Origin of the sequence: Roseateles paludis, assembly GCF_039872745.1 — a bacterium.
Taxonomy (GTDB): Bacteria; Pseudomonadota; Gammaproteobacteria; order Burkholderiales; family Burkholderiaceae_C; genus Pelomonas; species Pelomonas paludis.
The window spans coordinates 453,958-476,899 of the sequence record NZ_JBDPZD010000001.1 but is presented as its reverse complement, the minus strand read 5'-3'; the positions used below and the strand labels follow the sequence as shown (position 1 = coordinate 476,899).

Below are 22,942 nucleotides of genomic sequence, written 5' to 3'. Positions count from 1 at the left end.
CACTCTTTGATGCGTCGCTGTGGCGCGCCGCTGCGCCTGTGCTGGCGCGGCTTGCGCGCGCTCGTGCTGCTGCTGGCGGGGCTGCTGGTAGTGGCCTGGTTGGTGGTGCACTGGGCGATTCTGCCGCGCGTGGACGGCATGCGTCCGTGGCTGGAGCGAGAGGCCACGAAGGTGCTGGGGGTGCCTTTGCGCATCGGCAGCCTCAAGGCCGAATCCGGCGGCTGGATGCCGGCGCTGGAGCTGCGCGACGTGCAGCTGCTGGACCGCACCGGCCCCGGCGCCCGCGAGGCCCTGCGCCTGCCGCGCGTCACGGCCGTGCTGTCGGTGCAGTCGCTCTTCGTCTGGGAGCCCCGCTTTGCCCAGCTGCTGATCGACGCGCCCGAGGTCGAGATCCGGCGGGACCGCACGGGCCGGATCTTCATCGCCGGGCTGGACGTGGAGGGCGCCGAGAAGACTGAGGCCAGCGGCGCCGGCGATGCCTGGGAGGACTGGCTCTTCAGCCAGCCCGAGCTGTGGGTGCGCAACGGCCGCCTGCGCTGGCTGGACGAGCGCCGCGCCGACAAGCAGGGCCACCCCCCCGCCGCGCTGGAGCTGGACGGCGTCAACCTGCTGCTGCGCAACGGCCTGCAGCGCCACCAGTTCCGGCTCGACGCCACGCCGCCCGCTGCCTGGGGAGAGCGCTTCAGCCTGCGCGGCCAGTTCCGCCAGCAGCTGCTCAAGCGCCCGGGCGACCTCAGCCACTGGCGCGGCGAGCTCTTCATGGACCTGCCCCGCACTGACCTGCGCGAGCTGCGCCGCCATGTGGACCTGCCCTTTGACCTGCGCGAGGGCGACGGCGCCGTGCGCGCCTGGGTGGACGTGCAGGCCGGCCAGCCCGCCGCCGCAACGGTTGACCTCGGCCTGCGCGCCGTGCGCCTGCGCCTGCTGGACGGCGCCCCCGAGCTGCAGCTGGACCAGATCGAGGGCCGGGTCGAGCTCTCGCGCGTCAAGGACAAGCTCAGCCTGCAGGCGCGCCGCCTGGGCTTTGTCAGCGGCGACGGCATCGTCTGGCCGCGCTCGGACTGGGGTGTCAGCCTGCAGATGGCGCCGGCCAAGGGCCAGGCCAGCCCCGAGGTGCTGGGCGGCGAGGTCAATGCCCAGCGGCTCGACTTTGCGCTGATGGCCCAGATCGCCCAGCGCCTGCCGCTGGGCGAACGCAGCCACCACCTGCTGGCCAGCCTGCAGCCCGAAGGCGTGCTGACCGAGCTGCACGGCAGCTGGCTGGGCCCGCTGGACGCGCCGCGCCAGTACCGCGTTGCGGCCCGCCTGGAGGGCCTGGCGCTCACGGCCGGCACGCCTGCCCGCCCGGGGGCCCTGGGCCGCCCCGGCGTCCGCGGCGCCAGCCTGCAGCTGGAGGCCACCGAGCAAGGCGGCCAGGCGCAACTGGCCGTGCGGGATGGCCGTGTCGAGCTGCCCGGCCTCTTTGAAGACCCCTTGCTGCCCATCGCCGAGCTGCAGACCCACCTGCACTGGCGCCTGCCCCAGCCGGGCGACAAGCAGGGCGCTTACGAGTTCGCGCTGCAGGACCTGCGCCTGCAGACGCCCGATGCGCGCGGCGAGTTCGAGCTGCGCTGGCACCGCGCGCGGGACGCCACCGGCCCCGGCACCATCGACCTCAGCGGCCACCTCGACGGCCTGGCCGCCACGCGCGTGGCGCGCTACATGCCGCTCTCGCTGCCGGCCACGCGCAGCTACCTGAGCCGCGCGCTGCTGGCGGGCGATGCCGACGGCGTCAGCGTGCGGCTCAAGGGCCCGCTGGCCGATTTCCCGTACACCGCGCCGGGCAGCGCCGGTGTGTTCCGCGTGGCCACGCAGGCACGCGGCGTCAGCCTGGCCTATGTGCCGCCCGCGCCCGACGGCACGCCGAGCAGCTGGCCGCCCTTCGAGCGCATCGACGGCGAACTGGTCTTCGAGCGCGACGGCATGCAGATCCGCAATGCCCGGGCGCGCATGCTCGGCTACGAGGTCTCGGGCGTGAACGGCGGCATCGCCCACTTCGGCGCCAAGGCCCAGCTCCAGCTCGACGGCCAGGGCAAGGGCCAACTGGCCGACCTGCTGCGCTTTGTGCGCAGCTCGCCGCTGGACGGTTGGCTCTCGCATGCGCTGGGCCAGGCCGTGGCCAGCGGGCCCAGCACGCTCAAGCTCGGCGTGCAGATCCCGCTGTGGGAGGGCAGCCCGCACGGCACCGTCAAGGGCCAGGTGCAACTGGCCGGCGTGGAGCTGCGCCTGCGCCCCGATGTGCCCCACCTCAGCGACGCGCGGGCCCGCATCGACTTTGACGAGCGCAGCGTGCAGCTCAGCGGCGGTGGCGCGCGGCTGCTGGGCGGCGAGGTGAGCATCGACGGCGGCAGCCAGAAGGACGGCAGCCTGCGCTTCGGCATCCAGGGCCAGGCCAGCGGCGAGGCCCTGCGCCAGGCCGCCGAGCTGGGGCCGCTGGCCCAGCTCGCCAGCGCCATGAAGGGCCAGACGGCCTACCGCTTCCAGCTGGCCTTGGCGGGCGGGGCGAATGGTGGAGGCAGCGAGGTCAGCTTTGCCAGCAACCTGCAGGGCATGGCCCTGGACCTGCCAGCCCCGCTGCGCAAGGAGGCCGACGCCGCGTTGCCGCTGCGCTGGCTGCAGGTGCCCATCGCGGCGGGGCGTGACGAGATCCGTGTCGAGCTGGGCGCCAGCAGCGCGCCCTTGCTGCAGGCCCAGGTGCAGCGCGACACCACCACTGGCCGCGCGTTGCGCGGCGCCATCGCCGTGCAGGACAAGCTGCCCGCGTTGCCGGCCGGCGGCATTGCCGTGCAGCTGCAGGCGGCCAGCCTCGATCTCGATGCCTGGCAGGCCCAGGTGGCGCGCTGGGCGCGGCAGGCGCGCCCTGACACCCGAACGGACGGCGCGCCCGCTGCTGCACCAGCGGCCTCCCCCGACTTCAGCTGGCTGCCCCAGCAGGTCAACCTGCGCAGCCGCCAGCTGCGGCTGGATGGGCGCCAGCTCAGCGGCGTGGCCGCGCAGATCTCGCGCAACCCGGACGCCAGCATCTGGCGCCTGCAGCTCGACGCCGAGCAGCTGGCCGGCCTCGTCGAGCTGCGTGGCGTGCAGTTCACCGCGCCGGCCGAGGTGGCCGAGGTGCATGCGCGGCTCAGCCGCCTCTCGCTGCCGCGCCAGGACGCCGACACCATGAGCGCCCGCGCCACCGAGCTGCTCGACCGCGAGGGCGGCGCCAGCTTCCCGGCGCTGGACATCGTGGTGGACGACTTCGAGCTCAAGGGCAAGCGCCTGGGGCGGCTGGAGCTGCAGGCCCGCGTGCCCGATCGCAGCAGCGGCGCGCGGGACTGGCAGCTCGACCGCGTCGAGATCAAGTCGCCCGACGCCACGCTGCACGGCCACGGCAGCTGGGCCGCGCCGCGCCCGGGCAGCCCGCGCCGCACCGAGCTGGAGCTGCAGCTCGACATTGCCGACGCCGGCCGCCTGCTGGCGCGCCTGGGCCAGCCCGCCACGCTGCGCAGCGGCAAGGGCAGCATGAGCGGCCACATCAGCTGGGACGGCTCGCCCCTGGCCTTTAACTACCCCAGCCTCGGCGGCGAGCTCAAGCTGCAGCTCGACTCCGGCACTTTCCTCAAGGCCGAGCCCGGCGTGGCGCGCCTGCTCGGGGTGCTCAGCCTGCAGTCGCTGCCGCGCCGCCTGCTGCTGGACTTCCGCGACGTGTTTGCCGACGGCTTCGTGTTCGACGGCGTCACCGCCGACGTGCACCTGGCCAATGGCGTGGCCCGCAGCGACAACATCCGCATCCGCGGCGTGCAGGCGGCCGTGCTGGTGGACGGCAGCAGCGACCTGGCCGCCGAGACCCAGGTGCTGCGCGTCGTCGTCGTGCCCGAGATCAATGCCGGCGGCGCCTCACTGGCCTATGCCGCCATCAACCCCGCCGTGGCGCTGACCACCTTCCTGGCCCAGCTCATCTTTAGCCGCCCCATGGCGGCCGCCAACACGCGCGAGTTCCACATCACCGGCAGCTGGAGCGAGCCCAAGGTGGAGCGCATCGAGCGCATCGCCGAGGCTGCCCGTGCAGCCGCTTCCGCAGCGTCCGCCCCATCCACCCCAGCCTCCGCTCCCGCCCCATGAAAGTTGCCGCCCTCCAAATGGTCTCCGGCCCCGACGTGGCCGCCAACCTCAGCGCCGCGCGCCGCCTGTTGGAGCAGGCCGCCGCGCAAGGCGCCCGCCTCGCGGCCCTGCCCGAGTACTTCTGCCTGATCGGCCAGCACGACCGCGACAAGCTGGCGATTGCCGAGGACCTGGGCAGCGGCCCCATGCAGCAGATGCTGGCCGACGCCGCGCGCGAGCTGGGCCTGTACGTCGTCGGTGGCACCCTGCCGCTCAAGGCCGACACGCCCGACCGCGTGCGCAACAGCACCCTGGTCTTCGACCCGCAAGGCCAGCGCATCGCGCGCTACGACAAGATCCATTTGTTCGCCTTCGACAACGGCCGCGAAAGCTACGACGAGGGCCGCGTGCTGGAGGCCGGCAGCGAGCCCACGAGCTTTGAGGTCGATGGCCTGCGCGTGGGCCTGTCGGTCTGCTACGACCTGCGCTTCCCCGAACTCTTCCGCCGCTACGCGCCGGTCGACCTGCTGCTCGTGCCCGCCGCCTTCACCCACACCACCGGCCAAGCGCACTGGGAGCTGCTGCTGCGCGCCCGCGCCGTCGAGAACCAGTGCTATGTGCTGGCACCCGCCCAGGGCGGCACCCACCCCAATGGCCGCCGCACCTTCGGCCACACCGAACTGATCGACCCCTGGGGCCAGGTGCTGGCCGTGCAGGCTGAGGGCGAGGGCGTGGTGATCGGCGAGGTGGACCTCGCGCGCATCGCCCAGGTGCGCGAGCAACTGCCGGCGCTCAAGCACCGCAAGCTTTGACGCTGCTTCAGCGTGCAGCGCCGTAGCGGGCCAGGATCTCGCGCAGCGCCGCGCTGCCGCGCAGCTGGTTGATGCCGGCCAGCACGCGCGCCGCGTCCAGCTTCGAGGTCTTGGGCACGGCGCAGTGGTAGTTGGACTTCTCGATCACCAGCTGCCAAGCGGCCAGCCCGGCGTTGCCCCAGGTGCGCACATGCCAGTCCAGGCTCTGGCGGCTGACGGCGGCGTAGTCGCTGCGGTGCACGGCCAGCTTGCGCAGCACGGCGGCCATGTCGAGGGCGTCCTCGCGCTGCGCCTGCTGGGCGGCAAAGAGAGGCTCCAGGCTGGGGTAGCTGAAGCCGCGTACCGTGCCCACGCGGTCGCTCGGCCGCAGGGCCTTGAGCGTGGTCAGGCGCGGCGCATTGCGGTGGCCCACCAGCACGTCCGAGGTCTCAAACAGCGGCTCGCTCCAGTGGTAGCGATCGGGGTGGGGCGTCCAACTGGGGCTGAAGTGGCAGCGCAGGTCGAACGCGCCCTCGGCCATGGCGTCGTCCAGCCGCAGCTGCGGCACCTCCACCTGCACCACCCTCAGGCCCGCGCGCTGGGCGGCGGTGGTGATCACGTCGAAGGTGATGCCGCGCACCAGCTGGTTCTGCTTCAGCTCGCCAAAGGGCAGGGTCCAGGTGCCAGACACGGCCACGCGCAGCGGCGGGGCAGTTGGCGCTGCCGGGGCCGCCGCGCAGCACAGGCTGCACAAGCAAAGCGCGAGGGCCAGGAGCCAGCGCGGCACGCGGTGGCCTCGCCGGGTCAGGGCCGCAGCGCGACAACGTCGCGCAGCATGGTCTGGATGCTGGCGTGCAGCGCGCGCTCGGTGGCGATGCGCTGGCGCTCGGGCAGCGAGAGCAGGGCATCGCCCAGGTCGGCGTTCTGCTCGGTGCGCACCACGCGCTCGTAGAGGATGCGGTTGTTGGCGCTGCGGTCCAGCAGGCGGTAACGCACGGCGGTGCGCACGGTGACCTCCAGGGCCACCAGCGGCTGCTCCAGCTCCAGCAACTCGGCGGCCAGCTCAAAACGGGCGGGCGGCTCGGGCCGGCGGGCGTGCATCTCGGCGGCCTGGAGTGACTCCTCCAGCGCCACGCGCAGCGCCTGGTTGCTGAGCTTGCTGCCCCACCAGCGGCCGGTCTCGGCGCCGCCCTTGGGAGGCGCAGTGACGATCTGCTGGCGCAGTGCCTCGGGCACGAAGTTGCGCATCTGCAGCGCCTCGGCCGGCCCCAGCGTGGCCGGCCCCGGCTGTACCGGCGTGCCACAGGACTGCAGGCCGGCGGCCAGCAGGGTCAGCAGCGCGGCGCGCAGGGCGAGGACCGGACGGAATTCCATGGCCTGGATGCTAGGCGCCGGGCGGCGCGCCATCGCCTCAAATAGCCGTGCACAAACGGCCAATTCCTCGCATCGGCCTCGGGCGCAGAATCCAACCCATGCGTACGACGTTGTGTGGGCGATGGCATTGACCAGGGCTTGGCTTGTGCTGGGCCGGGTTTGCCTGCTCGGCCTGGCCCTGTTGGCCGACCTGGCCGGCGCCGCCTGTTCGCGACCCATCTCGGTGCCCATGGCCCCCACGGGCCTCAGCGTCTACTTTCAGGGCGATCAGGCTCTGGGGATTTACCCAAGCCTGCTGCGCGACCTGAGCGCGCGCCTGCCCTGCGACTTCCGGATGCGCCAGGTGCCCCGGGCCCGGCAGCAGATGCTCTTCGAGTCGGGGCAACTGGACCTCTTCATCCCGGCCTCCGAGGTCCCAGCCCGCGCCGAGTTCGGGGAGTTCATTCCGCTGGTGCAGGCCCGCATCGCCTTGGTCACCTTGGGCGAAGGTCGGGCCCTGCCGGGCTCGGTGCCCGAGCTGCTGGCGGCGGCGGACCTGCGTGTGGCCGTGGTGCGCAGCTACTCCTATGGGCCGGCCTATGAGGCCTTGATCACGACGCTGCGCGAGCGCCGCCGACTGGTGGAGGAGGCCGACCCGGCCAGCGTGGCGCGGGCCCTGCAGATGGGCTTGGCACAGGTCTCGCTGATCCACCCGCTCACCCTGATGGGCGTCATGGTCACCGAGCCCGCGCTGGCCCCGCTGCTGCGGGATGTGCACACCAGCAACCTGCCCGAGTTTGGCTGGACGACCAGCGGCGCCTACCTGTCCACCCGCTCGCTGGGCGAAGCCGACCGGCGTTTGCTGAAACAGGCGCTGGTGGAGGCGGCGCGCAACCAGGCCGTGTGGCGCCTGGTCACCCAGATTGCGGCCGTCAGCCCGCAGCACAGCGGCATGCGCCCACTGCCGGCCAATTTGTTGCCCTGACGGCGGGCGACTCCCAGGGGGGCGCAGGATTGCGCCGCCAAATGGCTCACCACCTCACCCCTGGGGCCAGGGATGCCCGGATGGGGCCCGGTTCCCTAGCATCGCGGCGCTTTCTGAAACCTTGCTGCACTCCTTGCCGCGTGCCTCCTGCGATGTCCCGTCTCGCCCGCCTCCATCCTTCTTTCGCCCCTACTCGCCGTGTCGGCGTGGCGGCCTTGCTGCTGGGCCTGGCCAGCGCCGCGCAGGCGCTGGACTTCCAGACCATCGCGCTGAGCGGCACCACGGCCCTGCCTTTTGCCGCCGGTTCCAGCACCAGCTACCAGTTCGGGCTGCGGCAGGTCAGCATCGCTGAGGATGGCTGGGTGGGCTTTGCGCCCGGCAGCAGCCTCACGGCGGCGCACTTCATGGTGGGCGAGCCCGGCACCGTGCGGCGCGTGGTGTCGGGGGGCGAAAGCCTGCTGGGCAGCACCGTGGGTGCATTGCGCAGCCTGCGGGTGGACGATGGCCAGCAGGTGGCCCTGACGGTGAGTTTGGCCTCGGCGATCAACACTCAACTGCACTACACCGCCCTGGCCGACGGCAGCGGCGCGCCAGCGCTGGTCAAGGTGCCGTCACCGGCTACGACGGCGGTTTACAACCGCGTCGGGGGCGGAGGCAGCATCGGCTTTGAGCTGCTGCCTGGCGGTCAGCAGTGGGTGCACGCCAGCAACAGCAGTGGCAGTAGCTTTGAAGCGGGGCGCTTGTCGGCGGCCGAGGACTACACGACGCTGGTGCGCACGGGTTCCGCGTCCACGGCCAAGCTGGCGCTGCCGAGCACCGGTATCGCGGGTGTGGGCACACCGGCCAGCGGCCGCAGCTGGGCCAGCGTGCAGGCCGTGGGCGGTACGCTGGCGGGCAACACCTTGCTGTACGGCCTGCAGGTGGGCAGCGGCATCACCAGCGAGGGCGTGCAAATGCGCGGCAACCTCGTCGAGCTGCGGGCTGACGGCAGCAGTGTCTCCATCGTCCACCCCGGCAGCACCGTGCCGGGCGCCCCACAGCCCTTTGCGGGCATCAGCGCGGGCGCGGCGCAGTTCGCGGCAAACACGGCCGGTCAGCTGGTCTTTCGCGGTGACTTTGGGCGCAACACAACCTTCGATCGCAAGCTGTTCGGGGGCCTGCTGCGCTACGACGGCAGCACCCTGTCCATCCTCGCGCTGCCCGGCGCGGCGGTGCCGGGCTTGAGCGGCGTGAGCTTCGGCCACAAGATCCTGCCGGACGGCGCCACGCTCTCGCCGCTGTCCATGCTGCCCGACAACCTGGTGCTGGACTCGGCCCGGGGCCTGGCGCTCAACCAGTCCGGCACGGCGGCCTTTGTGTCCGCCATCACGGGCGCGCCGGCCGTGGCGGGCTATGGCGTCTTCCTCAGCCACGCCGACGGCAGCTTTGCCACCTTGGCCACCACCAGCAACATCCAGGCGCAGCTGGCGCCGGGGGCATCGGCCGGCTTTGCCAAGTTCCACGACGTGGCCCTGAATGACAGCGGCCTGGCGGTGTTCAGCGCCACCTTGGTGGGCGGCGATTCGCGCCAGGGCCTGTGGTACGGCCACTCGGCGGCCGACCTGCAGCTGCTGGTGCTGGAAGGCCAGGAGATCGAGGTGCTGCCCGGGGTGTTCAAGACCGTGGGCAACCTCGACACCGGCCTGCATGAGCTGATGGATACCCGCATCACCGCGCTCGATGACGGGCTCAACAACGCCGGGCAGTTTGCGTTCAGCGTCACCTTCACCGACGGTAGCGAGGCCGTGCTGCGCACGGCCCTTGTCAGCAGCGTGCCCGAGCCCGCATCGGCGCTCTTGATGCTGTTGGGGGCGGGCCTGCTGGTGCTGCGCCGTCAGCGGCTGCCGAACATCAGCTGCTGAGCCAGCCGCCGCTTGAGCGGCCCGGCCAACTGAACCGCCGCCAACGCCGCGCCGCGCACGGCCGGCAAGCCGGGCCAGCGCCAGGCGAAGCTGCGGGCGAGGAAGTCGGTCGCGGCAATCATCGGCCAGCGGTCCGGCGCGCGTTGCCACTCGATGCGGGCCAGCGTGTCGTCAAGTAGGCGCTCGGGGTGCAGGCGCAGCGCGTCCACCAGCGCATGCGCGTCGCGCAGCCCCAGGTTCAGGCCTTGGCCGGCCACCGGGTGCAGGGTCTGCGCCGCATTGCCAATCCGCAGCGTGCGGCCATTGACGAGCTTGGTCTCGACATTGAGCCCCAGCGGGAAGCACTTCAGCGGCCCCACGCTGGCGAGCTGTCCCGCCGCCTCGGGCAGCTGGCGCTGGATCACCACCTGGCGCTGCGCAGCATCGAGCCCGGCGATGTCGTCCTCAGCCTGCGGCATGCACCACACCAAGGCCGCACGCGGGCCCTGCGCGTCGCGCGGCAGGGGCAGCAGGGCGAGCGGGCCATTGCGGGTGAAGCGCTCGATGGCGCGGCCTTGCAAACCCGGCTCCTGCAGCCGCACCTGGCCGACCCAGGCGTTCTGTTCGTAGTCGCGTGAGAGGCGCTTGCGGTCCTGCTCCGCAAAGACACCGCCTTCGGCCACCACGGCGAGGTCAAAGGTCTCGGCCACATGCCCGTCGCCCGTCTCCAGCTCGACGCCCTCGGGCACCGCCTTGATCGCATGCACGGCAGTGCCGAAGCGCGAGGTCAGCCCCTCGCGCTGCATCGCCAGCCAGCGCGCCTGCAGCGGCGCCACCACGGCGCCATAGCTGAGCACGGCGCCCAGCTGGGCCACGCCCTGTTCGGCGGCGGTGATGCGCACCTCGGGCTCGCCCGCCGCGCCAAACACCGGGTGCGACAGCGTGGGCGGCGCCTGGCTGACATGGACCTCGCGGATCGCCTCAGCCCCACTCGGCACCCAGGCCTGCAGGCGCTGCAGCAGCTGCACGCTGCCGAGGTTGAGGGCCAGGGTGCGCGCGTCACCGCTGACGTCGCGGTCGAACGGGCGTTGGTCGAACAGGCTCACGCGGACCTGCGGCAGGCGCTCGGCCAGCATCAGGGCCAGCGCCAGGCCCACCGGGCCGGCGCCCACGACGGCGAGGTTCATGGGAGGATTCGTCACCTCTGAAACTATAGCCAGCGCCATGCAATACCGCCGCCTCGGCCGCTCCGGCCTGCAAGTCTCCGAGCTCTCGCTCGGCTCCTGGATCACGTATCACAACCAGGTGGGCGTGGACGCTGCCGTGGAGATGATGGCGGCCGGGTATGACGCCGGCATCAACTTCTTCGACAACGCCGAGGTCTACGCCCAGGGCCAGAGCGAGGTGGTGATGGGGCAGGCGCTCAAAAAGCTCGGCTGGGCGCGGCTCAGCTATGTGGTTTCGACCAAGCTCTTCTGGGGCCTGGAGGCGCCAGGTTCCCAGGTCAACCGCCGCAACACGCTCAACCGCAAATACCTGCTGCAGTCCATCGACGCCTGCTTGCAGCGCCTGCAGCTTGATCACGTCGACCTCGTCTACTGCCACCGGCCCGATCCGGCGACACCGATCGAGGAAACCGTTTGGGCCATGCACGACATGGTGGCGCGCGGCAAGGCGCTCTACTGGGGCACCAGCGAGTGGAGCGCCGCCGAGATCCGCGCGGCGTGGGACATCGCCGAGCGCCACCACCTGCACAAGCCCATCGTCGAGCAGCCGCAGTACCACCTCTTCCATCGCCAGCGCGTTGAGGTCGAGTACGCGCGGCTGTATGAGGACCTCGGCCTCGGCCTCACCACCTGGAGCCCGCTGGCCTCGGGCCTGCTCACCGGCAAGTACCGCGACGGCATCCCCGCCGGCAGCCGGGGCGCGATGGAAAACCTGGCCTGGCTGCGCGACGGCCTGACCGACACGGCCAAGAACGCGGCCGTGGGCCGCCTGGCCGGCGTGGCGGCCGACCTCGGCTGCACGCTGGCGCAACTCGCCATCGCCTGGTGCAACCGCAACCCGCGCGTGTCCAGCGTCATCCTCGGCGCCAGCCGCGTCTCGCAGCTGCAGGACAACCTCGGTGCATTGGCCGTGACGCCGAAGCTCACGCCCGAGGTGCTGGCCCGCATCGACACCTGCACCCAGGCCCTGGCCCGGTGAGCCACGCTCCTCTTGCCTTTGGCCACGCGGCCCTCGTCACCCAGCTGGCCGACGAGCTGCAGGACAGCCTGCGGCAGGACCGCTCGGGCTCCATGGAGCCGGCCCTGGTGGTGGGCGTGTTTGGCGAATGGGGCTCGGGCAAGAGCCGCCTGCTGACCTCGGTCGAAGACGAACTGCGCCGCCGCGATGCCGCCCGCCCCGAGGCCGAGCGCGCCACCGCGCTGACGGTGATCGTGCCCTTCAACGCCTGGCGCTACGAGCGCGAGGAGCATTTGCTGGTGCCCCTGCTGCGCGTGGCCGAGCAGCAGCTGCGCAAGGCGCTCGATGCCAGCCTGCCGCAGGACCTGCGCCAGCGCGAGCAGCTCTCTGACCGCCTGCTGCTGGTGGCCGACCTGGCACAGACCATCTACAGCCACGGCGGCCGCGAGCTGCTGCAAGCGGCGCTGACCGTGCAGGGCGTGGCGCTCAAGCTGCCTGAGATCAAGGCCGGCAGCACCGGCGCTGCGGCCCCTGGTCTGCTCGGGCGCTGGAAGGCGCTGCGTGAGGCCCAAGCCCAGGCGCGCCGGCTGCAAACGCCCATCAGCGCGCTGCACAGCCTGTACTACGACTTCCTCGAACACCTGCGCGCCGTCACCGGCCGCAACCCCAAGGCCCTGGCCCTGCACCGCGAGCGGCTCAAGCTGCGTGGCTTGGGCTGGTGGCCGCGCTGGAGCACGCGCGTGCGCACCGCGCTGCACTGGCTTCTGACCGGCGAGACCCCGGCCGAGCCGCAGCTGCAGGTCAACCTCGTCTTCCTCGTCGACGACCTTGACCGCTGCCTGCCCGACAAAGCGGTGGAGGTGCTGGAAGCCATCAAGCTCTTCCTGGAGGTGGAGGGCTGCGCCTTCGTGCTGGCGCTGGACGAGGAGGTGGTGGAGCGCGGCATTGCCCACCGCTACAAGGACTACGCGCTGCAGGGCAAGGAGGGCCTCACGCCCATCACCGGCGCCGAGTACCTGGAAAAGCTCGTCCACCTGCCCATCCGCCTGCCCCGGCCCACGCCCACGTCCACCTGGGGCTTCCTGGCGGCCGAGCAGCCGGCCTGGTTTGCCGACGCCAACGGCCAGCCCAACGAGCTGGCCAAACTGGTGGGCGCCATCACCCCGGCCGTGCCGCGCAAGCTCAAGCGCATGGTCGCCCTCTTGGAAACGGCCGAGGAACTGGGCGCCGGCGACGAGACCCTGCCCGAACGCCGCGAGTGGCTGGCCATCGCCTGCGCGCTGCAGCTGTTTGCGCCTGCGCTCTTCCGCTACCTGCGGCTGCGCGGGCCGGCGCTCTTGATCACGCTGGCCGAATGGCGACGCGACGTCTGGTTCAAGGACCTGGAGGCGCTGAGAAAGAAGCTCAAGACCCAACAGCACAGAGCCACCACCACTGCCGCACTGCAAGTCATCAACGCCAAGCTGCGCCTACCGGAACTCTGCGAGCAAGTGATGCAAAACCGCTCAGGCTTCGACTTGCTGGAGCTGCTGGGGCGGGTGGATGTGCTGCACGCCCGCCGGGCGCTGCAACCGGCACAGCTGGGGGCCTTGCTGGCCTTTACCGAGACCGAGGACGCAGTGGCGCCCGAGGCTGCGCCGTCAGATGGGATGCCTGCGGCTTCCTCGTTGGCGCCGTCCGTAGACGCTGAATTGGAGCGTCAGGCCCGGCAGCGCTTGCAGGACGAGCAGATGGCCCAGGCGCGCCGCATCGGCGAAGGGGTGGCTGATCAGATCCGCAAGCCAGCACCCGCGCCATCTGCCGTACCACCTGCCCTACCCGATGACTTGAGCGCGGGCTGGGCCTCGGGCGCACCGCCGCTGGATGAGCCGCCTGCCAGCCCGGACGCTGCGGAAGCGTTGCCCGATGCGGCTCCGTCAGCTGCTGCCGCGCCAGAGGTGTCGCCGGTTGAGCAAGTGTTTGGCGCGCCTCAACGCTGGGCACCTCCGGTGGCCGCGCTGGAGCACGAGCGCGGCCTGCTGGAGGCCCTGCTCTCGGGCGAGCCGGAGGTGATCCGCGTCCAGCTCTCGCGCGAGGGTCGCGCCTTGGACGGGCGGCTGCTCCCCGAGCCGCTGGTGGACGAGTGGCTGGCTGCGATGTCCGATGAGCGGCTGGACCGCTGCCTGGCCGGCGTCGAGCCTTATCTGTCGCAGCGCGCGGTCTTTCGCATCCTGCAGGTCCGCCGCGCGCAGAGTGTTCGAGCCTGGAATCAGCTGCGCAGGCCGAACTGGTCGCATGGCATACAGCCGTGGAACGATGGGCCCCGACTTCAGGCGCCGCCGATCAGTGCGCAGCAGGTGGAGTGGTTGGCGTCTCTGGGCTCCGAGGGCGCCGAGACCTGGGCGGTGCCCATGGGCTGGCGCACCGAGCGCCGCCAGCTATGGCGTGGGCCGATGTTGGCCGAGGGCTATGCCTATGAGATGCATCTGGGCGCGGACGAACGGTTTGGCGTCTACCTCGATCTGATTGCCGGCGCCACCGACGACCGGGTGGAGACCCGCCAGCGGCTGCGCTGGGTGCCGCCCGGCGAGTTTGTGATGGGCTCGCCCACGAACGAGGACGGGCGCGACCCTGCCGAGGGGCAGTTGCGCACCGTCGAGCTGACACGGGGCTACTGGATCGCCGATACCGCGTGCACGCAAGGGCTGTGGCGGGCGGTAATGCAGGACGAAGATCCGCGCGCCTGGCTGCCCAAGCTGGATCGACTGCCCGTCCAAGGCGTCAGCCCGCAGATGGCTGAGCTGTTCTGCCAGCGACTCGCAGCGCAGTACTTTGGCAGCGAGGTGCGCCTGCCCAGCGAGGCCGAGTGGGAGTGCGCCTGCCGCGCCGGCACGCGTGGCGCGTTCGCCCTAGCGGTCGCCACGCGCGAGACCATCAATGTCGAGGGGCTCGCGCGGGTGGAAGTGGGCTCCAGGCCGCCCAATGTCTGGGGGCTGTACGAGATGCACGGCAATGTCGCCGAGATCTGCCGCGATTTGCTGACGCCGCAAGAGCGCGCACCCAACAACCGGACGGATCCGGAAGGGATGGACAAAACGGGGCTAGCCCATGCGCTCAGAGGCGGATCGAGTCACGAGAGTTTGAATGCGGCTCGCAGCGCCGCCTTTGACGCCATCGGGCACGAGCAATCGCGCCCTGACGCCGGCTTCCGCTTCATCCTCCGCGCCGCGTTCAATCCCCCGACGACGTAGCCGGCGCCCAGCCCAACGGGGCGGGCAGGTGGCTCAAGATGCGGTGTCGCAGGCCGGCGTATTGGCTGTCGGCCTCGACGGGGCCAGAGAGCCCGGTCAGGGGGTCCTGGTTCTGCGCAAAGGCCTGGTCCAGGTCGTCCCAGTCGGCGTCGGTCAGCAGCTTGAGGGCGGCGGGCAGCACGTCCTCCTCCTCGCGGCGCATGTGGCTCAGGTAGCGGGTGGCGAAGTGGTTGAGCTGGTGCTGGAACTTCTCGCGGCGTGACTCGCCCATCTGCTCCCAGGCCAGCAGGCTGTGCTGCAGCTCGCGGATGGTGCGCTCGCCCTGGGCGTGGTCGCGGTCCAGTTCGTCGAGCACGGGGCGCAGCTCGGGCGCACGGGCACGCAGCTTGGGGAAGAGCAGCTCGCTCTCCTTGGGGTGGTGCAGGCGCTCGGGGAACTCGTCCACGTAGAAGAGCATGGCGCGCAGGCTGGCGAAGTCGGGCTCGCGGCGGCCGGACAGCACCTGGGGCAGGGTGCGCAGCATCGCGGCCAGCACGCCGTGCTCGGCGCGGATGATGCGGAGGGTCAGGGGCAGCATGGCGCGCAAGCATGCCCCTGCGCGGCGCCCGGGGCCTTGCTCTGGATCAAGCGGGCCGGCTGAGGGCCGGGGTGTTGCGGGTGGCCGGTTGGTGCCGGTTTATGGCGGCTTGGCGGCCCGGCCCCGCATCCGAGGGGCCTGTCCAGCAAGCCAAAGTTCACGGGATGAAGAGCTGACGGTAGCGCTAACAACGGCTTCCCACCTAGAATTCTCGGGTTGTCCCGCCCCTGTCTTCACCCCGATTTTTCTGAGGAAAGCCCTGGTCATGTCCGCCACTGCCACCGCCACCCCTTCCATGATGGCCACCGCCATCCGCGCCCTGGCCATGGATGCCGTCCAGGCCGCCAATTCCGGCCACCCGGGCGCCCCGATGGGCATGGCCGACATCGCCGTGGCGCTGTGGGGCCGCCACCTGCGGCACAACCCGACCAACCCGCACTGGGCTGACCGCGACCGCTTCGTGCTGTCCAACGGCCATGGCTCGATGCTGATCTATTCGCTGCTGCATCTCACGGGCTATGCGCTGCCCATCGAGGAGCTCAAGGCCTTCCGCCAGATGCACAGCAAGACCCCCGGCCACCCCGAAGTGGGCATGACCGCCGGCGTCGAGACCACCACTGGCCCGCTGGGCCAAGGCATCACCAATGCCGTGGGTCTGGCCCTGGCCGAGAAGCTGCTGGCGCGCGACTTCAACCGCGACGGCCACACCGTCGTCAACCACAACACCTTCGCCTTCCTGGGCGACGGCTGCCTGATGGAGGGCATCAGCCACGAGGCCTGCGCGCTGGCCGGCGTCTGGAAGCTGAACAAGCTGATCGCCATCTACGACGACAACGGCATCTCCATCGACGGCAAGGTCGAACCCTGGTTCGGTGACAACACCGCCCAGCGCTTTGCCGCCTACGGCTGGAACGTGATCGGCCCGGTGGACGGCCACAACGTCGACGCCGTGGACGACGCGATTGCCAAGGCCAAGAAGAGCGCTGACAAGCCCACGCTGATCATCGCCAAGACCACCATCGGCAAGGGCTCGCCCAACCGCGCCGGCACCGCCAAGGCCCACGGCGAGGCCCTCGGCCCCGATGAAATCAAGCTGACCCGCGAAGCCCTGGGCTGGACGCACGAGCCCTTCGTGATCCCCGCCGAGGTCTACGCCGCTTGGGACGCCAAGGCATCCGGCGCCAAGCTGGAAGCCGCCTGGGACGAGCGCTTTGCCGCCTATGCCAAGGCTCACCCCGAGCTGGCCGCTGAGTTCAAGCGCCGCATGGCCGGCCAGGTGCCCGCCAACTTCGCGCAGGCCGCCGTGGACGCCGTCATCAAGGCCAATACCGAAGCCCAGACCGTCGCCAGCCGCAAGGCTAGCCAGCTGGCGCTGGAAGCCTTCACCGCCGCTGTCCCTGAACTGCTGGGCGGCAGCGCCGACCTGACCGGCTCCAACCTCACCAACACCAGCCACACGCCCAACCTGCGCTTCGATGCCGCTGGCCTGCCCAACAACGGCCGCCACGTGAACTACGGCGTGCGCGAGTTCGGCATGGCCGCCATCATGAACGGCGTGGCCCTGCACGGTGGCTTCATCCCCTACGGCGGCACCTTCCTGACCTTCTCGGACTACAGCCGCAACGCCATCCGCATGGCCGCGCTGATGAAGATTCGCGTGATCCACGTGATGACGCACGACTCCATCGGTGTCGGCGAGGACGGCCCCACCCACCAGCCGGTCGAGCATGTCTCCAGCCTGCGCCTGATCCCGGGCCTGGACGTCTGGCGCCCGGGTGACACGGCCGAAACTGTCGTGGCCTGGACCATGGCCATCGGCAACGCCACCCGCCCCAGCCTGCTGGCCCTCTCGCGCCAGAACATCAGCTACGCGGCCAAGACCAATGTCGACGAGATCGCCAAGGGCGCCTACGTGCTGTCCGAGCCCGCCAAGGGCAAGGCCAAGGCCGTGATCATCGCCACCGGCTCCGAAGTGCAACTGGCCCTCAAGGCCCAGGAGCAACTCGCCGCCGAAGGCATCAAGGTCCGCGTCGTCTCCATGCCCTCCACCTCGGTCTTCGACCGCCAGGACAAGGCCTACAAGAAGGCCGTGCTGCCCAAGGGCCTGCCCCGCATCGCCGTCGAAATGGGCGTCAGCGACTACTGGTGGAAGTACGGCTGCGCGGCCGTCGTCGGCATCGACAGCTTCGGCGAGTCGGGCCCGGCGCCTGAGCTGTTCAAGCACTTCGGCTTCACGGCCGAGAACGTGGCTGCGACCGTCAAGGCGGTGTTGAAGGGCTGATTCGCTCCGGCACTTTTCCCCTCACAAATCAAGCCCGGCGCGAGGCAAACTCGCGCCGGGCTTGATTGCTTTGGGAGGATAGACATGCGGGTGTGGTTGTGCATCGCCGTTGGCTTTCTGCAGTCGGCAGTCGCCTTGCTTCCGGCGGCATGGGCACAGACCGAGACAGTTGTGCCCACGGATGCGCAGGCGTTGCGCTGTTTGATCAAGCCAGAGAAGCCGCCCGAGTTTCCAGAGCAGCATCGCCTGGACCGAGGCTCCGGTGGCATGCGCGTACTCCTGAAGTTCAGCGCCCCAGACAAGGGGCCGAGCGTAGAAGTGCTCTACAACTCGGCGCGCCAAGACATGCAGGACGAGGTTTACAGCTACCTCTCAAAGCTGCGTTTGCCTTGCTTGCAAGCCTCCGATGGCGTGGTGGTTGCGGTGCAGGAGTTCCGGTTCTGGAATTCAGACCGGGATCCCGAGCCAATGCCGCCGGCAAGTTCGCAAGAGGGGCAGCATTCCTGCGTCGTTGTGCCGCGTACCGACATGGAGGGGCCGCCAAGTTGGTATCGCGCTGACAGCACGGAGCACATCATTGCTGCTGTTACCTTTGTGGGCGATGGAGCTCAACCGCCGCAAGTCAAGTTCCTGCATTCATCGGCGGGCCAGATCTTCGAGAAGGCTGTGCGTGACCGGCTGCTGACCTATCGCATGCCCTGTCGCACCGGCAAAGAGTCCCCCTACATGCTTCGGCAGCAGTTCACGTACTTTCCGGCGCGTGGCCGAAGTTGGACCCTGAAGCAGGAACGATTCGGTTTGGTGGAGTTCTTGAAGATGACCAGCAACGTCTTGGCGCGACCTGTTGACTTCGACTTGAAGACCATGGACTGCCCCTTCAAAGTCGGCTACACCATCTACGGTGGCAATGTGCCGAATGAGGCGTACGTGCTGGGTCGGCGGAATGATCCAAATGTTCTGGGTTTTGTGCGATGGCTGGAGGGCTTGCAGCTCAGGTATTCCAGCGCGGAGCAGGCCAATGACTTCTTCGGTTCGGAACTGCAGATCGAAGTGCCGTGCCTTCATCTCAAGCTGACCCCCAAGCCGCCCGTAGCCGCCAGCGCGCCATGACACCATCTACGGCCTAAAGTGCTTCTGGCTTTTCGGTGGAGCACCTAGAGGCGATGCTGCGCCTTGCCTGGCGTGCTGCGTTGGCGCTGGTTTGGCGCGGCAACGCGGTCGCGTTGCAAGCGGGCTGGTGGCGCGGTCAAGCAAACCCAGTCGTGCCGGCAAGGCGGTGGCCGGGGCCTGAGTGGCGCGACTTTGGGCGAAGCCGAGCAGCACAGGACTTGGGCCGGCGCGCGTACCCGCGCGCTTCCACTTCTGACTCGCCGCAGCTGTTTGACCGCAGTGAGCGCAGCGAACGCAGGGAGTTTTGCGGCGCGGCCCAAGTCCGCGCAGCGCAGGGCACCCGGAGCAACGCGAAGGGCAAGCCCGCAGAGCGACGCCAAGGCCCCGGCCGCCGCCTTGCTCAACCCAGCCACGCACCAGGCACAACCCACATGAAACCGCTCTGTACCTCACGAGCGCAAAGCATCGGCCACAATGCTCGATGCAGTTGAACCCCCTATTCCTGGAGACAGCCTCATGACCATCAAGATCGGCATCAACGGCTTCGGCCGCATCGGGCGCATGGTGTTCCGCGCCGCCGTCGCGAACTTCAAAGACATCGAAGTCGTTGGTATCAACGACCTGCTCGAACCCGACTACCTGGCTTACATGCTCAAGTACGACTCGGTGCACGGCAATTTCAAGGGCGACGTCTCCGTCGAGGGCAACACCCTGGTCGTGAACGGCAAGAAGATCCGCCTGACCGCCGTCAAGGACCCCGCCGAGCTGAAGTGGGGTGAAGTCGGTGCCGACATCGTGATCGAGTCCACCGGCCTGTTCCTTGACAAGGCCGGCGCTGAGAAGCACCTGGCTGCTGGCGCCAAGAAGGTCATCATGTCGGCCCCGTCCAAGGACGAGACCCCCATGTTCGTCTTCGGCGTGAACCACACCAAGTACGCTGGCGAAGCCATCATCTCCAACGCTTCCTGCACGACCAACTGCCTGGCCCCGATCGCCAAGGTGCTGAACGACAAGTGGGGCATCAAGCGCGGCCTGATGACCACCGTGCACGCTGCCACCGCCACGCAAAAGACCGTGGACGGCCCGTCGAACAAGGACTGGCGCGGTGGCCGCGGCATCCTGGAGAACATCATCCCCTCCAGCACCGGTGCCGCCAAGGCCGTGGGCAAGGTCATCCCTGAGCTGAACAAGAAGCTCACCGGCATGGCCTTCCGCGTCCCGACGAGCGATGTGTCCGTCGTGGACCTGACCGTCGAGCTGAACGCCGACGCCAGCTACGCCGACATCTGCGCCGAAATGAAGGCCCAGTCGCAAGGCGCCCTGAAGGGCGTGCTCGGCTACACCGAGGACAAGGTCGTCGCGACCGACTTCCGTGGTGACGCCCGCACCTCCATCTTCGACGCCGAAGCCGGCATCGCCCTCGATGGCACCTTCGTCAAGGTCGTGTCCTGGTACGACAACGAGTGGGGCTATTCGAACAAGGTCCTCGAAATGGTCAAGGTTGTCTCTGCATAAGCAGACCGCACCGGACTGAGCAAAAGCCCCGCAACGCGGGGCTTTTTTGTGCCTGTCTGAACGTTGTCGGAGGGAACATTTGCTTGCCAGCAGGCGCTGCCCTGCGGCCTACACTGCCCCGCCCGTGGGAGCCCTCCAGATGTCGATGCGATCTGCCCTGCTTGCCGTGGCCGCCTTGGTTGCGGTTGCCTTGACCCCACTGCCTGGTGCTGCGCAAGGCACGGCGACCGAGCCGGAAGTGCGCCTGATCGTGCGCTTCAAGCCGCAAGCCGACAGCGTTCGGGCCAAGGCCCTGGCGGTACGCGCCACGCGCAGCGAGGCGCGCGACGTCGCCCAGACCCGGGCCACCGCGCTGGGCCTGCGGCGCGGCCACAGCTTGACGGCCGGGCGCAGCCTCGACGAGCGCACGCATGTCGTCTTCGCCCGGGGCCGTGATGCCGCTGCGCTGGCCCGCCAACTCGCTGCGGACCCCGAGGTGGAACTGGCCGTGGTGGACCAGCGGCGCAAGCACACGGCCACCCTGCCCAATGACCCGCTTTTTGGCGGTGCAGCGGTCAACCCCGAGAGCAGCTCGGGCGGCGTGGCGAGCCGCGTGATCGACCAGTGGTACCTCAAGGCGCCCAGCAGCACGCCGGGTCAGGTGGTGTCCAGCATCAATGCGCCGGCCGCCTGGGACATCAGCACCGGTAGCAGCAGTGTGATTGTGGCCGTGCTCGACACCGGCGTGCGCAAGGACCACCCGGACCTGGCCGCCAAGATCGTCGGCGGCTATGACTTCATCGGCTACGGCTCGCCTGGCAGTGTGTCTACGGCCGTGGCCAACGACAGCGACGGTGCCGACGCCGACGCCAGCGATCCGGGCGACTGGGTCAGCCAGGCCGACATCAACAGCGGCAAGCTCGGCAGCGAATGCACCAGCGCCGACATCGGCAACTCCTCCTGGCACGGCACACGCGTCTCGGGCCTGATCGGGGCCAGCAGCAACAACGGCCTGGGCATGGCCGGCGTGGGCTGGGGCGTGCGCCTGCTGCCCGTGCGCGTGCTGGGCAAGTGTGGCGGCTATGACAGCGACATCATGGCTGGCATGCGCTGGGCGGCGGGCATCGACCTGCCCGGCGTGCCCAGCAACCCGAACAAGGCCAAGGTGCTCAACCTCAGCCTCGGGGGCACTGGTGCCTGCGACACCACGGGCAAGGGCAAGCTCTACCGCGAGACCATTGCGGCCGTGAACGCGGCGGGCAGCAGCATCGTGGTCGCGGCCGGCAATTCGGCGGGCCTGGCGGTGGGCATGCCGGGCAATTGCCCGGGCGTCATCACCGTGACGGCCTTGCGGCATGTCGGGACCAAGGTGGGCTTCTCCAGCGTGGGCACCGAGGTCACCATCGCCGCGCCGGGTGGCAACTGCATCAATGTCGGCGCTGGCCAGCCTTGCCTCTACCCCATGATCAGCACCACGAACAGCGGTGCACAGGGCCCAGTGGCGGGCGACAACGCCTACACGGGCAGTGGCGCCTCGGTGGGCACCAGCTTCTCGGCGCCGGTGGTCAGCGGCATCGTGGCCTTGATGAGCTCGGTGCGGCCCTCGCTGACGCCGAGTGAGATCACCACCCTGCTCAAGCGCACGGCGCGCCCCTTCGTGACCAGCGGCGGCGGCAGCAGCGACGACCCGACGCCGCCGCAGTGCAAGACACCCACGGCCACCGAGCAGCTGGAGTGCTACTGCACGGTGAAGACCTGTGGCGCCGGCATGGTGGACGCAGCGGCGGCGCTGGCGGCCGTGCAGGCCCTCAATGGCGCCACGGTCAGCATCGCGGCCACGCCGGCCACCGGCCTCAAGGCGGGTGACACGGTCAGCCTGGCGTCCACGATCACCGGCCTGGGCGCGGGCCGCAGCATTGCCAGCTATGCCTGGAGCCTGGTGGACGGCGGCGGCATCGTGAGCGGCGCGGCCAGCGGCGGCAGCACGGCCACGGCCAGCTTCGTGCCTTCGGGCGCGGGCAGCTTCACGGCGCGGGTGCTGATGACGGATGACCTCGGCTTCACCTACGCGCAGCAGCTGACGGTCAGCGTGGCGGCGGCGGCCAGCACCAGCAGCCCGTCGTCGTCGGGTGGCGGTGGTGGCGGGGGTGGGGCGGCCAGCGCGGGCTGGCTGCTGCTGATCCTGCTGGCGGCGCTGGCTCTGCCGGGATCAGCGGGACGCCGCGCTTCCGGCAATCAGCGGCGCTGAAGCCGCAGCGGCGGCCACCGGCGGCAAGGCGCTGTTGGTGGCGGGCGAGCAGGTCTTGAAGCCGACGGAGAGGGCTGGGTCCTTGAGGCCGCGCAGCTTGCTGGCGGTGATGCCATCGGCCTCGCGCAGCACCAGGTAGTGCTGGCGGCTCGGCGCGCGCACCTGCAGCACCCGCAGGCCCTTGAGACCGCGCTTGTCGAGCGAGGCCAGCTCGGCGTGCGCCTGTGCCTCGGTGGCAAAGCGGCCCAGCACGAGGGCGGGCTGCTCGGCGGGCAGGCCGGTGAGCGGCTCGGTGTCGAGCTTGAGCTGCTTGTAGGTGGCTTCCTTGCGGGCGCGGAACTCGGCGTTGTCGAGCCGGATGGTGGCCACTACAAAGCTGCCGGGCTGCTCGGCGGTGCGGGTCAGCCACTCGCCGGTGACGAGGTTGCTGGCGCGCAGCGCGGCCTGGGCGGCGGCCAGCGGCGCATCGCCATCCAGCGGGCCCAGCTCCAGGCAGGTCTGCTGGGTCAGGGCGGCGGTGGTGGCGGCGTCCAGGATCTCGATGCGCTCGGGGTGTTCCTGACGCTGCAGGCGGTGGGCCTCCGAGCTGCCCTGGGCCGGCACGCCGGTGATGCGGTCCAGCCAGCCACGCGACCAGGCGAAGAACCCGAGGTTCAGCACCAGCAGCAGGACCACCAGGGCGCGCAT

The 22,942-nt window shown here is 70.1% G+C and carries 15 protein-coding genes; 10 read left to right on the top strand and 5 right to left on the bottom strand.

Translation table 11 applies throughout. The features are described from left to right. Nucleotides 1-9 precede the first annotated feature (9 nt). Complete coding sequence (locus ABDJ85_RS02225; RefSeq protein WP_347703094.1) at nt 10-4,143, top strand: YhdP family protein; 4,134 nt, start codon at nt 10-12, stop codon at nt 4,141-4,143. After that, the gene (locus ABDJ85_RS02220) at nt 4,140-4,934 is read left to right on the top strand and encodes a carbon-nitrogen hydrolase family protein (protein ID WP_347703093.1); all 795 of its coding nucleotides are present in this window, start codon (nt 4,140-4,142) and stop codon (nt 4,932-4,934) included. Before ABDJ85_RS02225 ends, ABDJ85_RS02220 begins: the two co-directional genes overlap by 4 nt. A gap of 7 nt (nt 4,935-4,941) precedes the next feature. Here the strand turns inward: ABDJ85_RS02220 and ABDJ85_RS02215 are convergent, their stop codons facing one another. Continuing rightward, the gene (locus ABDJ85_RS02215; protein ID WP_347703092.1) at nt 4,942-5,700 is read right to left on the bottom strand and encodes a substrate-binding periplasmic protein; all 759 of its coding nucleotides are present in this window, start codon (nt 5,698-5,700) and stop codon (nt 4,942-4,944) included. Nucleotides 5,701-5,717: 17 nt separating this feature from the next. Continuing rightward, a complete protein-coding gene (locus ABDJ85_RS02210; protein WP_347703091.1) occupies nt 5,718-6,287 on the bottom strand; it encodes a hypothetical protein in 570 nt (189 codons plus the stop codon). Nucleotides 6,288-6,432: 145 nt separating this feature from the next. Between ABDJ85_RS02210 and ABDJ85_RS02205 the strand changes: the two genes are divergently transcribed. Together ABDJ85_RS02205 and ABDJ85_RS02200 are read left to right on the top strand one after the other, a co-directional pair. Next, nucleotides 6,433-7,251: a hypothetical protein gene (locus ABDJ85_RS02205; protein ID WP_347703090.1), complete on the top strand. Its 819-nt coding sequence runs from the start codon at nt 6,433-6,435 to the stop codon at nt 7,249-7,251. Nucleotides 7,252-7,457: 206 nt separating this feature from the next. Next, a complete protein-coding gene (locus tag ABDJ85_RS02200) occupies nt 7,458-9,152 on the top strand; it encodes a DUF7453 family protein (protein WP_347703089.1) in 1,695 nt (564 codons plus the stop codon). Here the strand turns inward: ABDJ85_RS02200 and ABDJ85_RS02195 are convergent. Then, complete coding sequence (locus tag ABDJ85_RS02195; protein WP_347703088.1) at nt 9,125-10,318, bottom strand: FAD-dependent monooxygenase; 1,194 nt, start codon at nt 10,316-10,318, stop codon at nt 9,125-9,127. The two genes, ABDJ85_RS02200 and ABDJ85_RS02195, sit on opposite strands and share 28 nt — an antisense overlap. Nucleotides 10,319-10,355: 37 nt before the next feature. Between ABDJ85_RS02195 and ABDJ85_RS02190 the strand changes: the two genes are divergently transcribed. Further along, nucleotides 10,356-11,336, top strand: a complete 981-nt coding sequence (locus tag ABDJ85_RS02190) for a potassium channel beta subunit family protein (RefSeq protein WP_347703087.1) — start codon at nt 10,356-10,358, stop codon at nt 11,334-11,336. Beyond that, entirely contained in the window at nt 11,333-14,545 is a 3,213-nt protein-coding gene (locus ABDJ85_RS02185; RefSeq protein WP_347703086.1) for a P-loop NTPase fold protein, read from the top strand. Before ABDJ85_RS02190 ends, ABDJ85_RS02185 begins: the two co-directional genes overlap by 4 nt. Here ABDJ85_RS02185 and ABDJ85_RS02180 read toward each other — a convergent pair. Then, entirely contained in the window at nt 14,526-15,122 is a 597-nt protein-coding gene (locus tag ABDJ85_RS02180; RefSeq protein WP_347703085.1) for a hemerythrin domain-containing protein, read from the bottom strand. The genes ABDJ85_RS02185 and ABDJ85_RS02180 overlap by 20 nt on opposite strands. A 265-nt stretch (nt 15,123-15,387) precedes the next feature. Between ABDJ85_RS02180 and tkt the strand changes: the two genes are divergently transcribed. The 4 genes from tkt (at nt 15,388) to ABDJ85_RS02160 (ending at nt 22,255) form a co-directional block, all read left to right on the top strand. Further along, nucleotides 15,388-17,403: a transketolase gene (gene tkt / locus ABDJ85_RS02175; protein WP_347703084.1), complete on the top strand. Its 2,016-nt coding sequence runs from the start codon at nt 15,388-15,390 to the stop codon at nt 17,401-17,403. Between the two features lie 84 nt (nt 17,404-17,487). Further along, the gene (locus ABDJ85_RS02170) at nt 17,488-18,513 is read left to right on the top strand and encodes a hypothetical protein (protein WP_347703083.1); all 1,026 of its coding nucleotides are present in this window, start codon (nt 17,488-17,490) and stop codon (nt 18,511-18,513) included. 516 nt (nt 18,514-19,029) lie between these two features. Further along, a complete protein-coding gene (gap, locus tag ABDJ85_RS02165) occupies nt 19,030-20,028 on the top strand; it encodes a type I glyceraldehyde-3-phosphate dehydrogenase (protein ID WP_347703082.1) in 999 nt (332 codons plus the stop codon). Between the two features lie 139 nt (nt 20,029-20,167). Continuing rightward, nucleotides 20,168-22,255, top strand: a complete 2,088-nt coding sequence (locus ABDJ85_RS02160; RefSeq protein WP_347703081.1) for a S8 family serine peptidase — start codon at nt 20,168-20,170, stop codon at nt 22,253-22,255. Here ABDJ85_RS02160 and ABDJ85_RS02155 read toward each other — a convergent pair. Continuing rightward, a complete protein-coding gene (locus ABDJ85_RS02155; protein WP_347703080.1) occupies nt 22,217-22,942 on the bottom strand; it encodes a hypothetical protein in 726 nt (241 codons plus the stop codon). The two genes, ABDJ85_RS02160 and ABDJ85_RS02155, sit on opposite strands and share 39 nt — an antisense overlap.

Bases quoted from the DNA above. Each gene is read 5' to 3' on its own strand.
- ABDJ85_RS02225 (WP_347703094.1), top strand. From the start codon at position 10: ATGCGTCGCTGTGGCGCGCCGCTGCGCCTGTGCTGGCGCGGCTTGCGC.
- ABDJ85_RS02220 (WP_347703093.1), top strand. From the start codon at position 4,140: ATGAAAGTTGCCGCCCTCCAAATGGTCTCCGGCCCCGACGTGGCCGCC.
- ABDJ85_RS02210 (WP_347703091.1), bottom strand. From the start codon at position 6,287: ATGGAATTCCGTCCGGTCCTCGCCCTGCGCGCCGCGCTGCTGACCCTG.
- ABDJ85_RS02195 (WP_347703088.1), bottom strand. From the start codon at position 10,318: ATGAACCTCGCCGTCGTGGGCGCCGGCCCGGTGGGCCTGGCGCTGGCC.
- ABDJ85_RS02190 (WP_347703087.1), top strand. From the start codon at position 10,356: ATGCAATACCGCCGCCTCGGCCGCTCCGGCCTGCAAGTCTCCGAGCTC.
- ABDJ85_RS02180 (WP_347703085.1), bottom strand. From the start codon at position 15,122: ATGCTGCCCCTGACCCTCCGCATCATCCGCGCCGAGCACGGCGTGCTG.
- tkt (WP_347703084.1), top strand. From the start codon at position 15,388: ATGTCCGCCACTGCCACCGCCACCCCTTCCATGATGGCCACCGCCATC.
- ABDJ85_RS02170 (WP_347703083.1), top strand. From the start codon at position 17,488: ATGCGGGTGTGGTTGTGCATCGCCGTTGGCTTTCTGCAGTCGGCAGTC.
- gap (WP_347703082.1), top strand. From the start codon at position 19,030: ATGACCATCAAGATCGGCATCAACGGCTTCGGCCGCATCGGGCGCATG.
- ABDJ85_RS02160 (WP_347703081.1), top strand. From the start codon at position 20,168: ATGTCGATGCGATCTGCCCTGCTTGCCGTGGCCGCCTTGGTTGCGGTT.
- ABDJ85_RS02155 (WP_347703080.1), bottom strand. From the start codon at position 22,942: ATGCGCGCCCTGGTGGTCCTGCTGCTGGTGCTGAACCTCGGGTTCTTC.